2 tRNA genes and 3 rRNA genes are annotated in these 5,411 nt (G+C 48.3%); all 5 read left to right on the top strand.

Annotation, left to right across the window (positions count from 1 at the left end):
- The first annotated feature begins 359 nt into the window (after nucleotides 1-359).
- Nucleotides 360-1,871: ribosomal RNA gene (locus AB5627_RS14065) — 16S ribosomal RNA — on the top strand.
- A gap of 148 nt (nucleotides 1,872-2,019) precedes the next feature.
- Nucleotides 2,020-2,095: transfer RNA gene (locus AB5627_RS14060), tRNA-Ala, on the top strand.
- 49 nt (nucleotides 2,096-2,144) lie between these two features.
- Nucleotides 2,145-2,221 (top strand) — tRNA-Ile (locus AB5627_RS14055).
- Between the two features lie 159 nt (nucleotides 2,222-2,380).
- A 23S ribosomal RNA gene (locus tag AB5627_RS14050) occupies nucleotides 2,381-5,217 on the top strand.
- A 74-nt stretch (nucleotides 5,218-5,291) separates the two neighbouring features.
- Nucleotides 5,292-5,408 (top strand): 5S ribosomal RNA (gene rrf / locus AB5627_RS14045).
- Together the 16S, 23S and 5S rRNA genes with 2 tRNA genes alongside form the textbook arrangement of a ribosomal RNA operon.
- Nucleotides 5,409-5,411: the final 3 nt, after the last annotated feature.

Raw genomic sequence — 5,411 nt, 5'->3', positions numbered from 1 at the left:
TTCACAAAGAAAAGTCTTGACAAAGCTTAGCTAATATGATATAATAGATAAGCTGATTTAAGACAGCGCATTAGAAAGCACGAAAAAATCGGAAGCCAAAAAACTTTTTTGAAAAAACTTCAGAAAAGGGGTTGACAAAAGATAAAAAGTGTGATATAATGTAAAAGTTGCACAACACAAAAGAGTGTAACGAAACAGCATCTTGAAAATTGAACAAAGACGAATAGTACGAAACCCTTGAGAGATTCTTTTGAGAAAAAAGAATTAAAGGTCTAACATAAAGACGTAAAAGAAATGTACGTTCAGTGAAGTGAACTGAAACAGGATAACAAGAGCAGAGATGCTTTTGATATACAACTTTAATTAAGAGTTTGATCCTGGCTCAGGACGAACGCTGGCGGCACGCTTAACACATGCAAGTCGAACGAGAGAAGAGAAGCTTGCTTTTCTGATCTAGTGGCGGACGGGTGAGTAACACGTGAGCAATCTGCCTTTCAGAGGGGGATACCGATTGGAAACGATCGTTAATACCGCATAACATAATTGAACCGCATGATTTGATTATCAAAGATTTATCGCTGAAAGATGAGCTCGCGTCTGATTAGCTAGTTGGTAAGGTAACGGCTTACCAAGGCGACGATCAGTAGCCGGACTGAGAGGTTGATCGGCCACATTGGGACTGAGACACGGCCCAGACTCCTACGGGAGGCAGCAGTGGGGAATATTGCACAATGGAGGAAACTCTGATGCAGCGATGCCGCGTGAGGGAAGAAGGTTTTAGGATTGTAAACCTCTGTCTTCAGGGACGAAAAAAGACGGTACCTGAGGAGGAAGCTCCGGCTAACTACGTGCCAGCAGCCGCGGTAATACGTAGGGAGCGAGCGTTGTCCGGAATTACTGGGTGTAAAGGGAGCGTAGGCGGGATCGCAAGTCAGATGTGAAAACTATGGGCTTAACCCATAAACTGCATTTGAAACTGTGGTTCTTGAGTGAAGTAGAGGTAAGCGGAATTCCTAGTGTAGCGGTGAAATGCGTAGATATTAGGAGGAACATCAGTGGCGAAGGCGGCTTACTGGGCTTTAACTGACGCTGAGGCTCGAAAGCGTGGGGAGCAAACAGGATTAGATACCCTGGTAGTCCACGCCGTAAACGATGATTACTAGGTGTGGGGGGACTGACCCCTTCCGTGCCGCAGCAAACGCAATAAGTAATCCACCTGGGGAGTACGACCGCAAGGTTGAAACTCAAAGGAATTGACGGGGGCCCGCACAAGCAGTGGAGTATGTGGATTAATTCGAAGCAACGCGAAGAACCTTACCAGGTCTTGACATCGTATGCATAGCTCAGAGATGAGTGAAATCTCTTCGGAGACATATAGACAGGTGGTGCATGGTTGTCGTCAGCTCGTGTCGTGAGATGTTGGGTTAAGTCCCGCAACGAGCGCAACCCTTACTGTTAGTTGCTACGCAAGAGCACTCTAGCAGGACTGCCGTTGACAAAACGGAGGAAGGTGGGGATGACGTCAAATCATCATGCCCCTTATGACCTGGGCCTCACACGTACTACAATGGCTGTCAACAGAGGGAAGCAAAGCCGCGAGGTGGAGCAAACCCCTAAAAGCAGTCTTAGTTCGGATTGTAGGCTGCAACCCGCCTACATGAAGTCGGAATTGCTAGTAATCGCAGATCAGCATGCTGCGGTGAATACGTTCCCGGGCCTTGTACACACCGCCCGTCACGCCATGGGAGTCGGTAACACCCGAAGCCTGTAGTCTAACCGCAAGGAGGACGCAGTCGAAGGTGGGATTGATGACTGGGGTGAAGTCGTAACAAGGTAGCCGTATCGGAAGGTGCGGCTGGATCACCTCCTTTCTATGGAGAACAGAGAAGGAAAAGAAAACTTCTCATAAAATAATTCTCCGGTCAGCAAAGGTTTAAGAAAGTAGTTTTTGTTCAATTTTGAGGATGCTGGAAACAGTATCTTTAAAACAGCACAATGGAGTACCTAGTCCCTGCATATGGGGGTGTAGCTCAGCTGGGAGAGCACCTGCTTTGCAAGCAGGGGGTCAGGAGTTCGATTCTCCTCATCTCCACCAAGGGACGAAGGAAGACGAACAGCTTGAGTGCCGTTATGTAAAGCATAATGGGCGCATAGCTCAGGTGGTTAGAGCGCACGCCTGATAAGCGTGAGGTCGGTGGTTCGAGTCCACTTGTGCCCACCAGCAAGAGAGATCTTGCAAGGAATGAAACTTGAAAATTGAATAATGAAAAGCAAAAGTAATGCAAATGAGGAAAAATGAACGACAATAACGAAAGTTAAAGTCGGGTAAAAAACCTGCAATTAGCATAAAAATTAAGAGGATTAGACATAATTCAAAAATGGTTAAGCTAAGAAGAGCGTAGGGAGAATGCCTTGGCATTAGGAGCCGATGAAGGACGTGATAAGCTGCGATAAGCTGCGGGGATCAGCAAGTATGAATTGATCCGCAGATTTCCGAATGGAGCAATCCGTATGTGTATGCACATACATCATATACTGAATCAAATAGGTATATGAGGGGAACCGCCTGAACTGAAACATCTAAGTAGGGCGAGGAAGAGAAATCAACCGAGATTCTGTGAGTAGTGGCGAGCGAAAGCGGAAGAGGCTAAACCATAGGTAGCAATACTTATGGGGTTTCGGACAGCATTTAGCATTGATAATTTCTAGTTGAAACGTGTGGGAAAACGTACCGAGGAGTGTGAGAGTCACGTAAGCGAAAGAGAAAGTCAGCGAGCTGTATCCAAAGTACCGCGGGACACGTGAAACCCCGTGGGAAGATGGGGGGACCATCCTCCAAGCCTAAATACTACCTAATGACCGATAGCGAATAGTACTGTGAAGGAACGGTGAAAAGAACCCCGGGAGGGGAGTGAAAAAGAACCTGAAACCCTATGCTTACAAGCACCGAGAGCACGTCAAAGTGTGATCGGGTACCTTTTGTAGAATGGTCCGGCGAGTTATTGTATGCGGCAAGGTTAAGTGCTTAAGGCACGGAGCCGAAGCGAGAGCAAGTCTGAATAGGGCGAAAGAGTCGTATGCAATAGACCCGAAACCGAGTGACCTATCCATGTCCAGGCTGAAGTGGAGGTAAAACTCCATGGAGGGCCGAACACACGTCCGTTGAAAAGGCCGGTGATGAGGTGTGGATAGCGGAGAAATTCCAATCGAACTCGGATATAGCTGGTTCTCTCCGAAATAGCTTTAGGGCTAGCCTCGTGAAAGATTACTGGAGGTAAAGCACTGAATGGGCTAGGGGTCGAAAGATTACTGAACCCTATCAAACTAAGAATGCCAGATAATTGATTCACGGGAGTCAGACAATGTGAGATAAGTCTCATTGTCAAAAGGGAAACAGCCCAGACCCACAGCTAAGGTCCCTAAACATTGTTAAGTGGAAAAGGATGTGGGGTTGCATAAACAACCAGGATGTTGGCTTAGAAGCAGCCACTCATTAAAAGAGTGCGTAATAGCTCACTGGTCGAGTGACCCTGCGCCGAAAATTCAACGGGGCTAAACAATGTACCGAAGCTTGGGATTCTAAAGTAATTTAGAGTGGTAGGAGAGCGTCGAATAAGGGGTGAAGTCAGAGCGGAAGCGCTGGTGGACTTTATTCGAGTGAGAATGCCGGAATGAGTAGCGAGAATTATGTGAGAATCATAATGGCCGAAAATCTAAGGTTTCCTGAGGAAGGTTCGTCCGCTCAGGGTAAGCCGGGGGCTAAGGCGAGGCGGAGACGCGTAGCCGATGCACATACGGTTGAAATTCCGTAGCCACCGAAAGATTTAAGTACAGGGACGCTTTAGAAGTGATGTAGCCGGGCGATGGTTGACCCGGTCGTAAGGGATCGAAAATGAGTAGAGAAGTCATCATGGAAAGAGACAAGAAAAGCTGTATGAATATCTTAGGTGCCCGTACCGCAAACCGACACAGGTAGATAGGAAGAAGATTCTAAGGCCAACGGGAGAAGGGTTGTTAAGGAACTCGGCAAGTTGACCCCGTAACTTAGGGATAAGGGGTGCTCAAGTGATTGAGCCGCAGAGAATAGGCCCAGGCGACTGTTTAGCAAAAACACAGGTCTCTGCTAAATCGAAAGATGACGTATAGGGGCTGACACCTGCCCGGTGCCGGAAGGTTAAGAGGAGATGTGAGAGCATTGAATTGAAGCCCCGGTAAACGGCGGCCGTAACTATAACGGTCCTAAGGTAGCGAAATTCCTTGTCAGGTAAGTTCTGACCCGCACGAAAGGTGTAACGATCTGGGCACTGTCTCAACAACCCGCCCGGCGAAATTGTAGTACCGGTGAAGATGCCGGTTACCCGCGACTAGACGGAAAGACCCCATGGAGCTTTACTGTAGCCTAATATTGGATTTCGGTATTTCACGTACAGGATAGGTGGGAGACTGGGAAGCACAGGCGTCAGCTTGTGTGGAGTCGACCTTGGGATACCACTCTTGGAGTGCTGGAATTCTAACCTGCGGCTTTGAAGCAAGTCGGGGGACATTGTTAGGTGGGCAGTTTGACTGGGGCGGTCGCCTCCTAAAGAGTAACGGAGGCGCTCAAAGGTTCGCTCTGCATGGATGGAAACCATGCGTCAGAGTGTAAACGCAAAAGCGAGCCTAACTGCGAGAATGACGGTTCGAGCAGTAACGAAAGTTGGAGTTAGTGATCCGGCGGTATGTGAATGGAAATGCCGTCGCTCAACGGATAAAAGCTACCCTGGGGATAACAGGCTGATCTCCCCCAAGAGTCCACATCGACGGGGAGGTTTGGCACCTCGATGTCGGCTCATCGCATCCTGGGGCTGAATTCGGTCCCAAGGGTTTGGCTGTTCGCCAATTAAAGCGGTACGCGAGCTGGGTTCAGAACGTCGTGAGACAGTTCGGTCCCTATCTGTCGTGGGCGTAGGATATTTGCAAGGAGCTGTCCCTAGTACGAGAGGACCGGGATGGACGCACCTCTGGTGCACCAGTTGTCACGCCAGTGGCACAGCTGGGCAGCTATGTGCGGAACGGATAAACGCTGAAGGCATCTAAGCGTGAAGCCGCCCTTAAGATAAGATATCCCTTCTGTTTACAGAGTAAGACCCCTTGAAGACTACAAGGTTGATAGGCTCAAAGTGTAAGCACGGTGACGTGTTTAGCTAGCGAGTACTAATCGGTCGAGTGCTTAACCTTATTGGTTATGACTACTCCTTTTAACCAACAGCTTTTTCATTATTCAATTTTGAGGATTCGTTCCTCTTCACTTAGTCGGTGGCGTTTGAGTTGAGGTCACACCTGTTCCCATGCCGAACACAGTAGTTAAGCTCTTCTTCGCCGAAAATACTTGGATGGTAACGTTCCGGTAAGATAGGGTGCTGCCGACACCT

The organism is Ruminococcus sp. RTP21198st1_G1_RTP21198_201120, from assembly GCF_040924265.1.
Taxonomy (GTDB): domain Bacteria; phylum Bacillota; class Clostridia; order Oscillospirales; family Ruminococcaceae; genus Hominimerdicola; species Hominimerdicola aceti.
The sequence above is the reverse complement of the archived record's forward strand: the minus strand, read 5'-3'. Positions and strand labels throughout refer to the sequence as shown.